Source organism: Candidatus Tachikawaea gelatinosa (assembly GCF_000828815.1).
GTDB lineage: Bacteria > Pseudomonadota > Gammaproteobacteria > Enterobacterales > Enterobacteriaceae > Tachikawaea > Tachikawaea gelatinosa.
In genome coordinates this window covers 457,397-470,250 of sequence record NZ_AP014521.1, presented here as the reverse complement: position 1 = coordinate 470,250, position 12,854 = coordinate 457,397, and the positions used below count along the sequence as shown (strand labels likewise).

The 12,854-nt window shown below is 22.2% G+C and carries 15 protein-coding genes; 12 read left to right on the top strand and 3 right to left on the bottom strand.

From position 1 onward, the window contains the following. Position 1 precedes the first annotated feature (1 nt). A complete protein-coding gene (locus TGUWTKB_RS02220; RefSeq protein ID WP_041063144.1) occupies positions 2 to 376 on the bottom strand; it encodes an iron-sulfur cluster assembly accessory protein in 375 nt (124 codons plus the stop codon). A 423-nt stretch (positions 377 to 799) separates the two neighbouring features. Here TGUWTKB_RS02220 and TGUWTKB_RS02215 point away from each other — a divergent pair, with 423 nt between their 5' ends. Together TGUWTKB_RS02215 and fabA are read left to right on the top strand one after the other, a co-directional pair. Continuing rightward, positions 800 to 1,876, top strand: coding sequence for an AI-2E family transporter (locus tag TGUWTKB_RS02215; RefSeq protein ID WP_052459564.1), 1,077 nt, complete (start codon positions 800 to 802; stop codon positions 1,874 to 1,876). Positions 1,877 to 2,076: 200 nt separating this feature from the next. Further along, on the top strand, positions 2,077 to 2,613 hold the full coding sequence (fabA, locus tag TGUWTKB_RS02210; RefSeq protein ID WP_041063142.1) for a bifunctional 3-hydroxydecanoyl-ACP dehydratase/trans-2-decenoyl-ACP isomerase: 537 nt from the start codon (positions 2,077 to 2,079) through the stop codon (positions 2,611 to 2,613). Here the strand turns inward: fabA and pyrD are convergent. Further along, on the bottom strand, positions 2,610 to 3,620 hold the full coding sequence (gene pyrD, locus TGUWTKB_RS02205; RefSeq protein WP_041063619.1) for a quinone-dependent dihydroorotate dehydrogenase: 1,011 nt from the start codon (positions 3,618 to 3,620) through the stop codon (positions 2,610 to 2,612). The genes fabA and pyrD overlap by 4 nt on opposite strands. A 157-nt stretch (positions 3,621 to 3,777) precedes the next feature. Next, positions 3,778 to 4,491: a tRNA (guanosine(46)-N7)-methyltransferase TrmB gene (trmB, locus tag TGUWTKB_RS02200; RefSeq protein WP_052459563.1), complete on the bottom strand. Its 714-nt coding sequence runs from the start codon at positions 4,489 to 4,491 to the stop codon at positions 3,778 to 3,780. Between the two features lie 105 nt (positions 4,492 to 4,596). Between trmB and mutY the strand changes: the two genes are divergently transcribed. The 10 genes from mutY (at position 4,597) to TGUWTKB_RS02150 (ending at position 12,847) form a co-directional block, all read left to right on the top strand. Next, the gene (mutY, locus tag TGUWTKB_RS02195) at positions 4,597 to 5,637 is read left to right on the top strand and encodes an A/G-specific adenine glycosylase (RefSeq protein ID WP_041063140.1); all 1,041 of its coding nucleotides are present in this window, start codon (positions 4,597 to 4,599) and stop codon (positions 5,635 to 5,637) included. A gap of 49 nt (positions 5,638 to 5,686) precedes the next feature. Next, entirely contained in the window at positions 5,687 to 5,923 is a 237-nt protein-coding gene (locus TGUWTKB_RS02190) for an oxidative damage protection protein (RefSeq protein ID WP_041063137.1), read from the top strand. 442 nt (positions 5,924 to 6,365) lie between these two features. Then, entirely contained in the window at positions 6,366 to 7,019 is a 654-nt protein-coding gene (locus TGUWTKB_RS02180; RefSeq protein ID WP_052459561.1) for a transglycosylase SLT domain-containing protein, read from the top strand. Between the two features lie 1,259 nt (positions 7,020 to 8,278). Further along, on the top strand, positions 8,279 to 9,613 hold the full coding sequence (gene ffh, locus TGUWTKB_RS02175) for a signal recognition particle protein (protein ID WP_041063131.1): 1,335 nt from the start codon (positions 8,279 to 8,281) through the stop codon (positions 9,611 to 9,613). A 40-nt stretch (positions 9,614 to 9,653) separates the two neighbouring features. Beyond that, positions 9,654 to 9,914 (top strand): 30S ribosomal protein S16, encoded by a 261-nt coding sequence (rpsP, locus tag TGUWTKB_RS02170; protein WP_041063128.1) that lies wholly within the window; start codon positions 9,654 to 9,656, stop codon positions 9,912 to 9,914. After that, positions 9,911 to 10,090, top strand: coding sequence for a hypothetical protein (locus TGUWTKB_RS03395; protein WP_052459560.1), 180 nt, complete (start codon positions 9,911 to 9,913; stop codon positions 10,088 to 10,090). The genes rpsP and TGUWTKB_RS03395 overlap by 4 nt, the downstream gene beginning before the upstream one ends. Further along, positions 10,030 to 10,458, top strand: a complete 429-nt coding sequence (gene rimM, locus TGUWTKB_RS03365; RefSeq protein ID WP_082018169.1) for a ribosome maturation factor RimM — start codon at positions 10,030 to 10,032, stop codon at positions 10,456 to 10,458. The genes TGUWTKB_RS03395 and rimM overlap by 61 nt, the downstream gene beginning before the upstream one ends. A gap of 27 nt (positions 10,459 to 10,485) precedes the next feature. Continuing rightward, positions 10,486 to 11,232 (top strand): tRNA (guanosine(37)-N1)-methyltransferase TrmD, encoded by a 747-nt coding sequence (gene trmD, locus TGUWTKB_RS02160; RefSeq protein WP_041063609.1) that lies wholly within the window; start codon positions 10,486 to 10,488, stop codon positions 11,230 to 11,232. Between the two features lie 55 nt (positions 11,233 to 11,287). Next, complete coding sequence (gene rplS / locus TGUWTKB_RS02155; RefSeq protein WP_041063607.1) at positions 11,288 to 11,635, top strand: 50S ribosomal protein L19; 348 nt, start codon at positions 11,288 to 11,290, stop codon at positions 11,633 to 11,635. 138 nt (positions 11,636 to 11,773) lie between these two features. Further along, positions 11,774 to 12,847, top strand: coding sequence for a 3-deoxy-7-phosphoheptulonate synthase (locus TGUWTKB_RS02150; protein WP_041063125.1), 1,074 nt, complete (start codon positions 11,774 to 11,776; stop codon positions 12,845 to 12,847). Positions 12,848 to 12,854: the final 7 nt, after the last annotated feature.

The following is a 12,854-nucleotide window of genomic DNA, read 5'->3' as shown; positions in this document are numbered from 1 at the left end:
TTTACTCTATATTAAAACTGATTCCGCAACCGCAAACATTTTGTGCATTAGGATTTTTAAAAGTAAAAATTTTATTAATTCCTTGGCTTATAAAATCAATTTCAGTTCCGTCTAACAAAGGCATTAGTTTTTGTGAAATATATAAACATATATTACTATAAGTAAAAACAATATCTTCTTTATTAGGAGTTAAAACTAAATCTAATCTATAACTAAATCCAGCACAGCCAGATTTTTTAATATTCAACCGTAATCCTTTAACATTTTTATTATTATTAGAAATTAATTTTTTAAATTGTTGCGTCGCTGTTTTAGTTAAAGTTAACCCTTTCCAATGCATTTTTTTTAAAGAAGATTCTGAAGTATTACAGTTCATTTTGTATCTCTTAAAACAATTATTTTAACCGATTTTTATAATGAAAATATTTTTTAAGATTTTATTAAATAACTTTAATTTTAATGTAATATTTAATTATAATGTTATTATTTTGTAATGATGTTATAATTTCTATTATATACATTAATAAGACTTTAAAAAATTGATTAAAATTTAAAAAAAAATGTCAAAAACTTTAAAAGTTATTAACTTTATATAAAATTAATTTATTTTATTGAAAATAAATATTTTTTTATAACATTGTAAATGAAAAAATTAGTTTAAAAATAGTTATTAACTTTCAAATTTAAAGTTATCTATGAATTAATAATAATATTTTTTTTTAATTGTTAGAAGAATTTCATTATATTCTTTTAAATTAAAAATTATAAAGTTTTTTTATTTAATTATTAAGTAATTTTTATGAAAAAACTGCAATTTAATGAAAATTTTCTAAAAAATTTTTTCATATTAACAACTATTTTTCTTGCAGTTATAACTTTTTTTTTGATATTAAAACCTTTTATTATAAGCTTTATTTGGTCTAGTTTATTTGTTATTTCTATTTGGCCAATAGCAATAAGATTAGAAAAAATATTTTTGGGGCGTCGTTTTTTAACGTTAGTTTTTATATTTTTTTTGTTATTATTAATATTTATAGTTCCAATCATATTGGTAATAAACTATTTAAAGAATCATATTACATATTTATTATATTTATGTAATCAAGGAAAAATACATTTACCAGAATTAAAGTGGTTAATAAAAATTCCATTTTTTGGAAAAAATATATTTTCTCATTATCATCTATTTATTTTTAAAGAAAATCCTACTATTACATGGAAATTGATTAAAGATCTAAAAATATATCATTATAATAATTATTATATATTTATAAAATATATACATCATTTCACTTATTTTTTTTTACAGTTATTTTTTATTATACTATTTAGTTTTTTTTTATATTTAAAAGCTGAAACTTTAAAAAATATTATATATTGTTTGTTAAATCTAGTAATTCCTAATTATAGCAACCAAATAATATCAACTATAATTCAAACTATCCGTTCTATATCATTTGGCATTTTTTACACGATATTAATTCAAGGAATTTTAGGAGGTATTGGACTTATAATTTCTGCTGTTAATTATAAAATTATTTTAATGGCAGTTATAATACTTTCTTGTTTAGTTCAATTAGGACCACTACCTATATTATTACTTATAGTGTTTTGGCTTTATGTAAACAATAATAGTTTTTTAGGAACATTATTACTAATATGGAGTTTTTTTGTGGGAGTTTTAGATAATATAATAAAGTTATTTTTAATTAAAGCAGGAATTGATCTCCCAATTATTTTATTTTTTCTAGGCATTGCTGGTGGATTTTTAGCTTTTGGTTTTATTGGTTTATTTATTGGTCCAATAATTATGATTATCTTCTATCAATTAATATTAATATGGGTTAATGAATTTCCTATCAAAAAAAATAATTAAGAAGTCAAATATTTAATTAATTTTTTGATAGGAAATTATATAAACATTAATACCATAAAAAATTTATATATATATATATATATCAAAAATATATATAAAATATCTTTATGTACTACAATAAAACAAAATGTTATAATAAAAAATAATCAATTATAAAAAATGTATGAAACGTTTTTGAATAGATAAAGGTTTATAGAAATATGTTTATTAAACGTTCTTCTTATAAAAAAGAAGATTTAGTTTCTGCTGGTTATAAAAAACTTTTTGGGGAAAATAGTCCTCCTCTCCCTTCAGGAAGAATGTTAATGATAGATCGAATTACAAAAATAATGGAGAATGGTGGAAAATATGATAAAGGTTTTATAGAAGCAGAACTTGATATAAACTTAAAATTATGGTTTTTTTCTTGTCATTTTATTGATGATCCAGTAATGCCAGGATGTTTAGGTTTGGATGCAATGTGGCAATTAGTTGGATTTTTTCTTGGTTGGTTAGGATCAAAAGGAAAAGGTCGTGCTTTAGGAGTAGGACAAGTAAAATTTATTGGACAAATTTTACCGAGTTCTAAAAAAGTAACTTATCAAGTGCATTTTAAACGAGTAATTAATCGAGCATTAATTATGGGAATAGCTGACGGAGAAGTATTTGTAGATAAAAATTTAATTTATACTACTAAAGATTTAAAAGTTGGTTTATTTAAAAATACTTCTTTATTTCAATCTAAAAAAGTCATTTAAAAAAAATTTAATATATCCTTTAATAAACGAGAGCCTTTATAAATTAATCCAGAATATAGTTGTATTAAAGATGCACCACACTTAATTTTTTCTTTAGCCGAAATTAACGAATTAATTCCTCCGACCCCAATAATTGGTATTTTTCCTTTTAATTTTTTTGATAAAATTTGAATTGTTCTATTACTATACCATTGTAATGGTCTTCCACTAAGCCCACCATGTTCTTGACTATTTTTTACTCCATTCACTAAAAAACGATCAATAGTTGTATTTGTAGCTATTATTCCATCTATTTTATGATGTAATAAATTATCAGCAACGTTCACAATATCATTGTGATCTAAATCAGGTTCAATTTTTACCAGAAATGGTACATATTTATTATGCTTTATGACAAGTTTTTTTTGTTGATTTTTTATTGAAAATAGAAGATCATCCAGTAATTGACCGTGTTGCATTCTACGTAAATTTTCTGTATTAGGAGAAGAAATGTTAATGACGATATAGCTAGCATATTTATATACTTTTTTTATGCATAAAATAAAATCATTTTTTCCATCTTCTATTTTTGTATCCTTATTTTTGCCAACATTAATACCTAAAACTCCTGAAAATTTTGTTTTTTTTATATTTTGAACTAAATTATCCACTCCTAGATTATTAAAACCCATTCTATTAATGATACCCTGTACTTTTCTTAAATGAAAAATTCTGGGTTTTAAATTACCAAATTGTGCTATAGGTGTTACAGTACCTACCTCTATAAAACCAAACCCCATAGCATCAAAAACATCAATAAATTCTGCATTTTTATCTAAACCAGCAGCTAAACCCACGGGGTTTTTAAAATTCAAACCCATACATTGTATTGGAATATCAGGTAGTTTTTGAAAAAAAAAATTATGAAATATACTGTTATTTATGATTTTTAGTTGTTTAAAAATTATTTTTTGGGCTATTTCAGGATTAATTTTGCTTAACATAGCTAGTAAAATTTTATCTAACATTTTTATAAAATTCATTATTTTTATTAATAATTTTTTTAAACTATACATGTAATTTAATTATAAAAAATTTACTAATATATAAATTTTGATATATATATTTTAACATATTTTATAAATAAAAATTAAAAATAAATATTTAGCCATATAAACAAAATTTTTATATTTTTTTTAAAATAATATTTGAAATATAATAGTTTAATTTTTGTGCTCTTTCAGAGAATTTAGTATTAACTTTTTCATTTAAAATATTATATAAATTATTTGTGGAATAAATTTTATAATCTTTCAATTCGTCAAAAATATTCAATATAAATTCAGCATATTCATCAAAATCTGTAATAACATGAATTTTACCGTTAATCTCCAATTTTTTTAATACTATATTTATAAAACTTCTTTGCAATATTCTTCTTTTTTTATGGGATTTTTTTTTCCAGGGATCTGGAAAAAAAAGTTGTACGCAATGTAAAGAATTATTAGGAATCATTTTTTCTATTACTTCTATTGCATCATGATAAATTATTTTTAAATTTTTAACTTTTTCTTGACAAATTGCATGAAGGCAATTTCCTATACCAGGTAAATATACCTCAATTCCTAAAAAATTAATATGAGAGTTTTTTTTTGCCATATCTATTAGCGAAGTTCCGTTTCCAAAACCAATTTCTAAAATTACAGGAGCTTTTTTTGAAAATAATTCTACAAAGTTTAGATAGTTATTTTGAAATAAAATAATTGTTTTATCCCAATATAAATCAATTGCTGTTTGTTGTTTATTATTTAAATATTTATTTCTTATAACAAAACTACGTATGCTTCTTTTTGAAAGAACTATTTTTTTACATTTTTGTTTTATATTTTTTTTAAGCATGATTATCAGAGAAAATGAATTAAAATAATTAATATTAATTTTATATTTTATTAAAAAATTAATTTATACTTAATGTTTTAATAAAATATAAAATTAATTTTGACTATGTATACTGATATAAAATTTTCTGAATTTATTCTAAATTGGTTTAATAAATTCGGAAGAAAAAATTTACCTTGGCAAATAAATAAAGATCCATATAAAATATGGATTTCTGAGATTATGTTACAACAAACACAAGTAAAAACTGTTATACCATATTTTTATCGTTTTATGAAAAATTTTCCTACAATTTATCATTTATCTAATGCATCACTTGATGAAGTATTATTTTTATGGAGTGGTTTAGGGTATTATAAAAGAGCTGATAATTTATATAAATCTGCAAAGTTAATAGTACAAAAATTTAAAAAAAAATTTCCATCAAAATTTGAACAACTGATACAATTACCAGGAATAGGTCGTTCTACAGCACATGCTATTTTATCTTTTTCTATGCAAAAAAAATTTTCTGTTTTAGATGGAAATGTCAAAAGAGTGTTATCGCGTTATTATAATATTTCAAAAGCTGTTGGAGAAAAGAATAGACTTTTTTGGAAAATTATTGAAAAATTAACTCCAGCTATAAATAGTGATAAATTTAATCAAGCAATGATGGACATTGGATCACTGATTTGTACAAGTCATCATCCAAAATGTATTTATTGTCCAGTTAAAAAAAAATGTATGTCTTATAAAAATGGCGTTTTTATAGATTCTTCTAAAAAAAAATTAACGAAAAAAATAATAAAAAATAAAATTTGGTTTTTTTTATTAATAATAAACAAAAAAAAAATATGGTTAGAAAAAAGATGTTCTTCAGGAATTTGGCCTAATCTTTTTTGTTTTCCACAGTTTGAATCACAAAAAAAACTTAAAAGTTGGTTAAAACATTTTAGTTCTGATGATAAAATTAAAATACTGAAATCTTTTTTACATGTTTTTAGTCATTTTTCATTGAAAATTGTTCCTATTGTTACTAATATATCTAACATAAAAAAAAATATTTTTCATGAAAACGATGGTATTTGGTATAATTTAACCAAACCTCAAAAAGTAGGTTTATCTATACCAGTAAAAAAATTATTAAATGACATTATTGTTTAGTAGTATTACTATATAAAAACTATGTTTGTTTAATCAAAAAATGAAAACTATGAATAATAATCTTATTTATTGTAAATATTTAAAAAAATATGCTCCTAAACAAAATTACCAAATTTTTTCTAATAAAATAGGTAAACGTCTTTATGAAGAAATTTCTCAAGAAGCTTGGGAAATATGGTTAAAAAAACAAACAAAAATAATTAATGAACAAAAATTAAACATGACAATTTTACAAGATAGAAAAAAATTAGAAAAACATATGTTAAATTTTTTTTTCGGAAAATAATATATTATTTAAAATAAATAAGAATAATGCTGAACATGAATATAAATGTTGCTATATATTTTTTAATAAAAATCTATTTATTTTTTTTTCTTTCTTTCTTTTCAAAAGAAAAAATAAACAACCAGTGGATAAAAAGTATATCTCAAGAACATTTGATAATAAATCCTGATATTTTTTTTAAAAATATATGTAATAAGCATTACAATCTAAATATTCAATCATATTATTTTTTACAAAAAAAAAAAAATAGAATTAATAATTATATAGTTTTTGAAAAAAATAAATTATTTATTAAAAATTTTCTAAAAAAAAAACTTTATCTAAATTAAAAAAAAATATAGTTACTTTTTTCATTAGCGATAAAAAAGCTTTTGTAAAAAAAATAAATAATAATATACAAAAAAAAATAAAAATTTTAAAAAACAAAGAAATTTATAAAAAAATGTTAATTTTTTATAAAGATCCTATAATTTTAGTAAAAAAATCATATAATTACTTTTATTTAAAAATCAAAAAAAACTCAATACTTGCTAAATATATTGATCAACGTTCAGATAAATATTTTTACTTAATAAAAAAAATTTCTGAAAAGTATAATATAGATATTTCTTTAGTTTTAGCTATAATTAAAATAGAATCTAATTTTAATCCATATGCTATTAGTAATTCTGAAGCGTTAGGTTTAATGCAAATTATGCAGACTACTGCTGGGAGAGATGTCTTCAGAATGCAAGGAAAGCTAGGATATCCTAGTAAGAGTTATTTATTAAATCCTAAAAATAATGTCAATATTGGAATAGCATATCTATCTTTATTGCAAAACACGTATTTAAATAATATTGTTAACCCTCTTGCTCGTCTCTATATACTTATTATAGCTTATAATGGTGGTCTAAATGGTGTATTTCATATATTTTCAGAGGATAAAAATAAAACAATGTTAATGATTAATAAAATGAAACCTTCTCAAATTTATTCTATATTAATAAATGATCATCCATCTTTAGTATCTCGAAAATATCTTTATCAAGTAGTAAGAATGCAAAAAATTTATAAAGAAAGATTTCAAAAAGCAAAAAAATACCTAAATTTATAGATGTTATATTTTTCATATATTAACGAAAATTAAAAAAAAATATAAAATATTATAGATTATGATATCAAATATCTCTTAATTTTTTATCTGCTATAATTTTTTCTTAATCTTTATAGAGATATATTTTTTATTTTTAAATAAATATGAATACTAAAAATGCAAAAAAGTATTCGCTAATAAAAACATAAAAATATTAATAAATTTTTCTGTTATCTTCCTTGAACAAAACTAATATACTAAATAAAAAAATAGAAATCATAAGTGATATTTATTACCAAATATTTTATGGTATTAGAAATCACTGTTATAAAACTACATCCTTATTCAAAGATAAATTCCAGAACATAGCTTTTAAATTAAAGATACGGTACTCATAATAAATCTTGACAAAAATGTCAATAACATTATTTTAGAAAAATGTTTAAGAAGAATAAAGTTTATACTTACATTATATTACACATCAAACTTAATATTTCTATTCCAATAACTATAATTTTACGCCTATTATAAATATTAGTTTAGATCTAATTTATTAATAATAAATATTATAATTAAAATTTCTGCAATATTAATATCAGTTAAACTTACAATGATAAATCATATATATTTTATGAAATATAAAACCAATTGTTGACTATGATATACAATAACGTTTATTCTGATAAACTATTATCAGCATTTATATAATATCTGAAAATACTGTGTTTAACTAAATTTATTATAAGTCTTAAACAAATAATAAGAATAGCTATCACTTGTTATAATTATCTCTAACTTTTTTATCAAAAAAAAATGATATTCACTTATCAAAAAAAACAAGTCATAACGAATAACGTCATAAAACGAATAACTAATTCTTTTTTATATAATTGTATAATTTTAAGGATTTTTACATTAAATAATAAGACTTTAGCAATCACACCAAGATCTAAATTGGAAATAAATATGTACAAGCAGTAATAAAAAAATAAAAAGAGCAATATATTTTTTTTTCATTATAATAAGATTATATTTTAAATATTTTTAATTATTTATGATAAATATCATGATAATCAATATAGATAAAATACTTATAAAACAATCTATATATAAAACATGTAGCACTTTTCAAAAAGTAAAAGTTTTCATATTTTTATAAACAATCAACTGCTTATTTATTTAAATTTATTAATATAAACAATACTTAATTGATGAACTGAAAATAAATTGCTACGATGTTTTTTAAAATTTAAAAATTATATAATTTGGTTTTCAAAAAAATGTTCGATAATCTAATTAATCGTTTATCAAAAACTTTAAGTAATATTAAAAATCGTGGGAGATTAACTGAAGCAAATATCAAAGAAACTTTACGTATAGTAAGAATAGCATTATTAGAAGCTGATGTTGCTTTACCAGTAGTTCATAGTTTTATTAGTTCTTTTAAAAAAAAGATAATAGGAAAAAAAATAAATCAAAGTTTAACACCAGGACAAGAATTTATAAAACTTTTTAATAATCAACTAATAAAAACTATGGGATCAAATAATGAACTTAATTTATCAACAAAACCTCCTGCAATAATATTAGTTGTTGGATTACAAGGAGTTGGTAAAACAACATTTGTTAGTAAACTAGGTCATTTTTTATTCAAAAAACAAAAGAAAAAAATATTGACTGTTTCTACCGATATTTATCGTCCTGCTGCAATTCAACAACTAGAAATTTTATCAAAAAAAGCTTTAATAGATTTTTTTCCTTCTAATAAAAATCAATTACCAACTAATATTGTTAAAAAAGCTTTAGAAAAAGCTATTATTCAATTTTATGATGTTTTAATTGTAGATACTGCAGGTCGTTTATCAATAGATGAAGACATGATGATTGAAATTAAAGAAATTAGTAATGTATTAAAACCTATTGAAACTTTATTTATTCTTGATGCAATGACTGGACAAGATGCAATTAACACAGCAAAAGAATTTAATAGAATAATACCTTTTACAGGTATAGTACTTAATAAAACTGATGGAGATGCAAGAGGAGGATCAGCTCTTTCTGTACAACAAATCACAGGAAAACCTATTAAATTTATGGGAACAGGCGAATATATTGATGAAATAGAAATTTTTCATCCTAAGCGTATTGCTTCGCGTATTTTAGGTATGGGAGATGTGGTTTCATTGATTGAAGAAATTGAAAGTAAATTTGATCAAAATCAGGTAAAAAAACTAGCAAAAAAAATTAAGGATGGCAATAAATTTAATTTCAATGATTTTCTTATACAAATTAGACAAATAAGAAAAATGGGAAATATTAATAGTTTAATAAAAAAAATACCAGGCGTTAATAATTTATTTTCTTCTATGCAAGAAGATAATAGACAAATTATTAAAATGGAAGCTATTATTAATTCAATGACTCTAAAAGAAAGGAAAAAACCAGAAATAATCAAAAGATCAAATAAATGTCGTATTGCAGCTGGTTCAGGTTTGAAAATACAAGACGTTAATCAATTAATCAAACAATTTGAAATAATACAAAAAATGATTAAAAAAGGAGGATTTCAAAAAATAATAAAAAACTTTAATTTTATGAGTAAATTAAAAAGATAGTAAATAAATTATTTTAAAATTTTAAAAATGGAGTCAAGTTATGATTACTATTCGATTAGCACGTCATGGAGCAAAAAAAAAACCATTTTATCAAATTGTTATAGCTGATAATCGTTTTTCTAGAAATGGTCGTTTTATTGAACGTTTAGGATTTTTTAATCCTATTGCATCAATTAAAGAAAAAACAATCATAAAAATAGATACAGAACGTGTCAACTACTGGATAAAAAATGGTGCAAATATGACAAATCGTGTACGAACATTAATTAAAAAATTAACAAAAAACAATTTAAATAAATGAATAAAGAAATTTTTAAATTATATCCAAAAAAACCTATTGCATTAGGTGAAATAAAATCATCTTATGGTATTTATGGATGGGTAAAGTTATGTTCTTGGACTGAAAAAAAAAAAATATATTTTTTTATAAACCTTGGTTTATTAAATATAAGAATAAATGGAAAAATATACAAATAAAACAATGGAAAAATTATCTCAATTTTTTCATTATAAAGATAAAAGGATTTAACAATCCAGAAGATGTTAAAATTTTAACGAATGTTAAAATTTTTGTAGATTCAAAAGATATTGTTTCATTAAACGATAATGAATATTACTGGAAAGATATCATAGGTTGTCAAGTAATAAATTTACAAAACTATAATATGGGAAAAATTTATAAAATTATTGAAACTGGATCACATGATGTTCTTGAGATTACTTCTCAAAAAAATGATTTTTTTTTAAAAAAAAAAAGATTAGTACCTTTTATTTATAAAATAATTATAAAAAAAATTAATTTAAAAAAAAAAATTATTCAAATTGATTGGGATCCAAGTTTCTAACCTACTAATATAATGAATAAAAAAAAAATATGGGTTGGTATTATTAGTATATTTCCAGATATGTTTCAATCAATTACAAAATATGGCATAACTAGTCGAGCAATAAAAAATGGTTTTCTTAATATACAATTTTGGAATCCTCGTTTTTATACAAAAAATTTGCATCATACTATAGATGATCGACCATATGGCGGTGGCCCAGGCATGGTGATGATGTTTGATCCATTAAAAAAATCTATTATATCAGCAAAAAAAGTAATCGGAAAAAATAGTAAAGTAATTTATTTATCTCCTCAAGGAACAAGACTTACTCAAAAAAACGTTTTGAATATTTTACAATATAATAAATTGATTTTAATTTGTGGGCGATATAGAGGTATTGATGAAAGATTATGCCAACAATATATTGATGAAGAATGGTCAATTGGAGATTATGTTTTAAGCGGAGGAGAATTACCAGCAATGGTATTAATCGATACTATAGCTCGATTAATACCAGGTGTACTTAGAAGAGAAGAATCAACACATGATTCTTTTTCGCAAGGATTATTAGATTATCCATGTTACACTAGACCTCGAGTAATTGATAATCTAGAAGTTCCTAAAATCTTATTATCTGGTAATCATAAATTAATTGATTATTGGAGAAGAAAGCAATCTTTAGGTAGAACATGGACAAAAAAACCAGAACTTTTAAAAAATAAACTAAATTCGGAACAAGAACAATTATTGTATGAATTCCAAAAAGAAATAAAAGATTCTGAAAAAATATAAACAAACATCATTTAATATTTTTATTATATTCACTTTTATTTAGATAAAAACTATGATTAATTCTATTATAAAAAAAATTGAGCAAGAACAAATAAAAAAAGATATTCCTATTTTTCGTCCAGGTGATACTATAGAAGTTAAAGTATGGGTTATGGAAGGCTCTAAAAAACGGTTACAAAGCTTTGAAGGAACAGTTATTTCGATTCGTAAATTTGGTTTAAATTCTTCATTTACTGTTCGTAAGATGTCACATGGAGAAGGCATTGAAAGAGTTTTTCAAACACATTCTCCAATTATTGCAGATATTCAAATTAAACGCTTAGGTTCTGTACGTAAGGCAAAATTATATTATTTACGTGATAGAACCGGAAAGGCAGCTAGAATAAAAGAACGTACTCTTTAAAAAAGTTTTTTATAGAAAAATTTTATTAAATAATTCACAAGATAATGAGCTGACATTTTATGGCAGCTCTTTTTTTATTTATAAAAAAAAATTTCATAATTTTAAATATAAATAATACTTAAAAGGATTCATATTAATATGAAAAAAGACATGTTAAATAATGTTCATATCTCTAAAGAACAAGTTTTAATTACTCCTAAAAAACTAAAAAAGCATTTCCCATTAACAAAAAATCAAATCAACCAAATTTCAGACTCACGCAAAACTATCTCAAATATAATTTCTGGAAATGATTACCGTTTATTAATAGTCTGTGGACCATGTTCTATTCATGACCCTAAATCAGCAATAGAGTACGCACTTCTTTTAAAAAGAATCGCAAATGAATTAAAAGATCAAATTTATGTAGTTATGAGAGCATATTTTGAAAAACCAAGAACAACGGTTGGTTGGAAAGGTTTAATAAACGATCCATTTATTAATAATTCCTTTGATATGGAAAAAGGTTTACATATTGCACGAAAATTATTAATCAATATTATTAATCTTGGTTTACCTTTAGCAACAGAAACATTAGATCCAAATAATCCTCAATATTTAGGAGATCTTTTTAGCTGGTCAGCTATTGGAGCTCGAACAACGGAATCACAAACACATCGTGAAATGGCTTCTGGTCTTTCTACACCAGTTGGTTTTAAAAATGGTACAGATGGTAATTTAGAAACAGCTATTAATGCTATGCGGGCAGCTGCTATGCCTCATCGATTTGTTGGAATTAATCAATCAGGACAAGTATCATTATTACAAACAGATGGTAATCCTGATTGCCACATTATTTTAAGAGGAGGAAAAACACCTAATTATCAACCAGAAGATATTAAAAAATGTGAACATGCAATGATATCATCAGGATTAATACCAAAACTTATGATAGATTGTAGTCATGGAAATTCAAATAAAAATTTTTTTTTACAAAAAAAAGTAGCAAAGTCAATAGTAAATCAAATAAATCATGGCAACACTTCCATTATTGGTTTGATGTTAGAAAGCCATATTCATGAAGGCAATCAATCTTCTGAGCAACCATTTGAAAAAATGAAGTATGGAATATCTATTACAGATCCATGTATTAACTGGAAAACAACTGAAAAATTATTATATGAAATTTACAAAAATGTTAAAAATATTTTATCTTTACGCTTTTTAAAATAGGTAACAT

Bases quoted from the DNA above. Each gene is read 5' to 3' on its own strand.
- ffh (WP_041063131.1), top strand. From the start codon at position 8,279: ATGTTCGATAATCTAATTAATCGTTTATCAAAAACTTTAAGTAATATT.
- rpsP (WP_041063128.1), top strand. From the start codon at position 9,654: ATGATTACTATTCGATTAGCACGTCATGGAGCAAAAAAAAAACCATTT.
- pyrD (WP_041063619.1), bottom strand. From the start codon at position 3,620: ATGTTAGATAAAATTTTACTAGCTATGTTAAGCAAAATTAATCCTGAA.
- TGUWTKB_RS02215 (WP_052459564.1), top strand. From the start codon at position 800: ATGAAAAAACTGCAATTTAATGAAAATTTTCTAAAAAATTTTTTCATA.
- mutY (WP_041063140.1), top strand. From the start codon at position 4,597: ATGTATACTGATATAAAATTTTCTGAATTTATTCTAAATTGGTTTAAT.
- TGUWTKB_RS02190 (WP_041063137.1), top strand. From the start codon at position 5,687: ATGAATAATAATCTTATTTATTGTAAATATTTAAAAAAATATGCTCCT.
- TGUWTKB_RS02180 (WP_052459561.1), top strand. From the start codon at position 6,366: ATGTTAATTTTTTATAAAGATCCTATAATTTTAGTAAAAAAATCATAT.
- trmB (WP_052459563.1), bottom strand. From the start codon at position 4,491: ATGCTTAAAAAAAATATAAAACAAAAATGTAAAAAAATAGTTCTTTCA.
- TGUWTKB_RS02220 (WP_041063144.1), bottom strand. From the start codon at position 376: ATGAACTGTAATACTTCAGAATCTTCTTTAAAAAAAATGCATTGGAAA.
- TGUWTKB_RS02150 (WP_041063125.1), top strand. From the start codon at position 11,774: ATGAAAAAAGACATGTTAAATAATGTTCATATCTCTAAAGAACAAGTT.
- TGUWTKB_RS03395 (WP_052459560.1), top strand. From the start codon at position 9,911: ATGAATAAAGAAATTTTTAAATTATATCCAAAAAAACCTATTGCATTA.
- fabA (WP_041063142.1), top strand. From the start codon at position 2,077: ATGTTTATTAAACGTTCTTCTTATAAAAAAGAAGATTTAGTTTCTGCT.